The 3,236-nt window shown below is 59.3% G+C and carries 3 protein-coding genes; 1 reads left to right on the top strand and 2 read right to left on the bottom strand.

Annotation, left to right across the window (positions count from 1 at the left end):
* Window positions 1-94: 94 nt before the first annotated feature.
* The gene (locus BLR72_RS22155; RefSeq protein WP_091952110.1) at window positions 95-595 is read right to left on the bottom strand and encodes a gluconokinase; all 501 of its coding nucleotides are present in this window, start codon (window positions 593-595) and stop codon (window positions 95-97) included.
* Entirely contained in the window at window positions 592-1,359 is a 768-nt protein-coding gene (locus BLR72_RS22150) for an SDR family oxidoreductase (protein WP_091952108.1), read from the bottom strand. The genes BLR72_RS22155 and BLR72_RS22150 overlap by 4 nt, the downstream gene beginning before the upstream one ends.
* A gap of 199 nt (window positions 1,360-1,558) precedes the next feature.
* Between BLR72_RS22150 and BLR72_RS22145 the strand changes: the two genes are divergently transcribed.
* Window positions 1,559-2,992 carry an aldehyde dehydrogenase family protein gene (locus BLR72_RS22145; RefSeq protein WP_091952106.1) on the top strand — a complete coding sequence of 478 codons (1,434 nt, stop codon included), beginning with the start codon at window positions 1,559-1,561 and terminating at the stop codon, window positions 2,990-2,992.
* Window positions 2,993-3,236 lie beyond the last annotated feature (244 nt).

Below are 3,236 nucleotides of genomic sequence, written 5' to 3'. Positions count from 1 at the left end.
ACCTGAAGGTCACAGGTTCAAATCCTGTCCCCGCAACCAACATCACAACAAAACAACCCACACAAAAGCCCGGCATCCCCGGGCTTTCCTGCGTTTATAGGTCCAGTTCTTTCAGCCAGGCAACACTTGCCTGCACGATGACATTGATCGGTTCCGCCACGTCCTGGCGCAGGACGCGAGGCTCATCAACCGGCGCCTCGAGCGTCGCCAGTTGACTGGCGAGCATGGTAACCGGCATAAAATGCCCGGTGCGTTTGGCCATGTGCTCATGCAACACGTCCTCGCTGCCATCGAGGAACACGAAAGCCAGCGGCCCCGCAGCAGCCTTGCGCAAGCGGTCGCGATAGACTTTCTTCAATGCCGAGCACGAAACGACGATACCGTCTTCGGCCGCTGCCAACGTCGCGCCGATCTGGTCAAGCCACGGCCAGCGGTCGTCATCTGTCAACGGCGTGCCTGCCGCCATCTTTGCCACATTGTTTGCCGGGTGCAGGCGATCGCCTTCAAGGAATGGCAGCCCGAGAGCGTCGGCAATGCCGGCGCCAACGGAGGATTTTCCGGAGCCGCTCACACCCATGACGATAACGCGAATCATACCGAGGCCGTTATCCCGCCATCGACATGCAGGACCTGGCCGTTGACGAAGGAAGAAGCGTCACCCGCAAGAAACACCGCCGCGCCTACCAATTCATCGACATCGCCCCATCGGCCCGCGGGCGTACGCTTTTCCAGCCACGCCGAAAAATCCGCATTGTCCATAAGCGCCTGATTGAGCGGAGTCTTGAAGTAGCCGGGCGCAATGGCGTTGATCTGCAAACCGTGCTTCGCCCAGTCGGTGCACATGCCGCGGGTCAGGTTCCGCACCGCCCCCTTCGTCGCCGTATAGGGCGCGATCGACGGGCGCGCGAGCTCGCTCTGGACAGAACCAATGTTGATGATCTTGCCTCGGCCGCGCTTTATCATATGCCTGGCAACAGATTGGCCGGCGTAAAATACGCTTGAGATATTGGTCTGCAGCAATTGCTGCCATTTATCCTCGGGAAAATCCTCGAGCGGTGCGCGAAACTGCATGCCGGCATTGTTGACAAGAATATCGATCGGCCCAATATCCGTTTCGATCGCATCGACCCCGGCCTTTACCGCGGCAAGATCGGTTACATCGAATGTCGAGGCATAGGCCTTAAGCCCCGCGGCCGCGAGTTTACCGACGGCGGCGTCGACCTTTACCCTGTCGCGCCCATTGATGACGACCGCCGCACCGTGCTCGGCGAGACCCTTGGCAAGCGCGAAGCCAATGCCCTGGCTCGAACCGGTGACAAGGGCAAGCCGTCCTTCAAGATTGAACAGCGGATAGGGCATTCTTTCGTTCCTCCACGCGGACGCCTGAAAATAACGCCAGGCCTTCCTATATCAAGTCTTCGAATCGGCGGCGATGTTCGCATAGACGGCCATGGCGGCGAAACCTATTCGGGTCAAATCGAGAGAAGCGGCGCAATTTCACGTTGAACGCGACTGCTCCTATGCTATTGGTTCGGCCAAACGGAGAGAGATATATCACATGACCCTGCACCAGAACCTTATCAACGGCGAGTGGTTCGGCAGCGATGCCGTTGCCAACGTCAATCCCTCGAATACCAATGATGTTGTTGGCGAGTACGCACGCGCCAGCGCTGAAGATACAGTTCGGGCCATCGCGGCGGCAAAGGCAGCGTTTCCCGCCTGGTCGCGTTCGGGCATTCTCGAGCGTCATGCGATCCTGCGCAAGACTGCCGATGAAATCACGGCGCGCAAGGACGAACTCGGCCGCCTGCTCTCGCGGGAGGAGGGCAAGACACTCGCGGAAGGGATCGGCGAGACGCTGCGCGCCGCCCAGATTTTCGATTTTTTTGCCGGCGAAGTTCTGCGGCTTGCCGGTGAAGTGATTCCGAGCGCCAGGCCGAACATCGGCGTCGAGATTACGCGCGAACCCGTCGGGGTCGTCGGTATTATCACGCCGTGGAATTTCCCGATTGCCATTCCGGCGTGGAAGATCGCGCCGGCGCTCGCCTATGGCAACACGGTCGTGTTCAAGCCGGCCGATCTTGTACCCGGCTGCTCCTGGGCCATCGTCGATATTCTGCACCGCGCCGGCCTGCCCAAGGGCGTTCTCAATCTCGTCATGGGCAAGGGGTCGGTCGTCGGTCAGACGATTCTCGACAGTGCCGATGTCCAGGCCATCACTTTCACGGGATCCGTCGGCACCGGAAAGCGCGTCGCCGCAGCTTCGATCGAGCATATGCGCAAGTTCCAGCTGGAGATGGGCGGCAAGAATCCGTTCGTCATTCTCGACGACGCGGACCTCAACGTTGCAGTCGAGGCAGCCGTCAACAGCGCCTTCTTTTCGACAGGGCAGCGCTGCACGGCCTCGTCGCGCATCATCGTCACCGAAGGCATCCACGACAAATTCGTTGCCGCCGCGACAGAACGCTTGAAGGGGCTTGTGATCGATGATGCCTTGAAGGCGGGCACGCATATTGGCCCGGTGGTCGACCAGGGCCAGCTCGATCAGGACATGAACTATATCGAGATTGGAAGGAGCGAAGGCGCAAAGCTGGCGTTCGGCGGCGAACGGCTCAACCGCGAGGCCCCGGGCTTTTATCTGCAGCCTGCGCTTTTCACCGAAGCCACCAATCAGATGCGCATTTCGCGCGAAGAGATTTTTGGCCCCGTCGCCAGTGTCATTCGCGTCAAGGATTACGAAGAGGCCCTACATACCGCCAATGACACGCCGTTCGGCCTGTCGTCCGGCATAGCGACGACAAGCCTGAAGCACGCAACACATTTCAAGCGCAACGCCGAGGCCGGCATGGTGATGGTCAATCTGCCGACCGCAGGTGTCGACTTCCATGTGCCGTTTGGCGGGCGCAAGGGGTCGAGCTACGGCCCGCGCGAGCAGGGCAAGTATGCGGCAGAGTTTTATACGACAGTAAAGACAGCCTATACGCTGGCTTGATTTCTCGGTCGCATCTTTGTGACAGCTTTGGTTTTCACAGGCGCTGCCATGGCAGCGCCTGTTTTCGTTGGGCTTTTTCGATTAGCCGCGATCGCTTATCCACAGCGTTGGTTGGTGGTTGGAAAAAGTTTGGAGAAATTGAAAAAGGCGTGTTGACAGTTTTGTTGGGTGGGGTCTATATACCGGCACAACGAGGGCGGGGCGCCGCTGGCGGTTGCTGAATGCGCCCTAAGGTTTGCAGGAT

Source organism: Phyllobacterium sp. YR620 (assembly GCF_900104165.1).
In the GTDB taxonomy this organism is placed as follows: Bacteria; Pseudomonadota; Alphaproteobacteria; order Rhizobiales; family Rhizobiaceae; genus Phyllobacterium; species Phyllobacterium pellucidum.
The sequence above is the reverse complement of the archived record's forward strand: the minus strand, read 5'-3'. Positions and strand labels throughout refer to the sequence as shown.

Bases quoted from the DNA above. Each gene is read 5' to 3' on its own strand.
- BLR72_RS22155 (WP_091952110.1), bottom strand. From the start codon at position 595: ATGATTCGCGTTATCGTCATGGGTGTGAGCGGCTCCGGAAAATCCTCC.
- BLR72_RS22145 (WP_091952106.1), top strand. From the start codon at position 1,559: ATGACCCTGCACCAGAACCTTATCAACGGCGAGTGGTTCGGCAGCGAT.
- BLR72_RS22150 (WP_091952108.1), bottom strand. From the start codon at position 1,359: ATGCCCTATCCGCTGTTCAATCTTGAAGGACGGCTTGCCCTTGTCACC.